This is a genomic window from Methylobacter svalbardensis (assembly GCF_037671525.1).
GTDB lineage: Bacteria > Pseudomonadota > Gammaproteobacteria > Methylococcales > Methylomonadaceae > Methylobacter_A > Methylobacter_A svalbardensis.
The window spans coordinates 1-694 of record NZ_JAWPOH010000196.1; the positions used below are offsets into that span (position 1 = coordinate 1).

Consider the following 694-nt stretch of genomic DNA (forward strand, 5'->3'; position numbering starts at 1 on the left):
CACTGGGCTTATCACATAAGGAAATCGAACGCATTGCCCGCACCAGTGCTGACAGTGTGACGCGTTACCTAAAAGACTATGACGAGGGCGGCTTAGCCGCGCTTGGTGTGTCGCGCACCCATCGTCCGGTCAGTTCATTGCAGCCTTATCACGATCAAATAAAATCGCACTTTTTAAAACAGCCTCCTCATACTGTCTCCGAAGCATCTCATGAAATCGAGGTGCTGACCGGAATCAAATTAGGTCCCAGTGCTTGCCGTGACTTCATGCGCAAGCGTCTGGGTATGAAGTTCCGCAAAATGGGCGTTATTCCAGCAAAAGCCGACCCACAAAAGCAAACTGATTTTTTAAACGATGAGCTTGAACCTTTACTGGAAGAAGAAAAACAAGGCCAGCGCAAAGTCTTCTTCGTCGATGCTGCGCACTTTGTAATGGGCGCTTTTTTGGGAATGCTTTGGTGTTTTGAGCGGCTATTCCTCAAGTCATCCAGCGGACGTAGACGTTACAATGTTCTTGGAGCATTTAGCGTAAAAGGCACCGATTTGGTCACCGTAACCAATGAGGCCTACATTAACTCTGACACGATTGTGGATTTGCTCATCAAGCTCAAGCAAAAATACACCAACATCCCATTAACACTTATCATGGACAACGCACGTTACCAAAGATGCAATAAGGTGACCGAACAAGCAGA

At 47.1% G+C, this 694-nt stretch carries 1 protein-coding gene; it reads left to right on the forward strand.

Annotated elements, in window-relative coordinates:
• Window positions 1-694 (forward strand): IS630 family transposase (locus RW114_RS20815; RefSeq protein WP_340124633.1); only part of this gene is annotated, 694 nt, incomplete at both ends.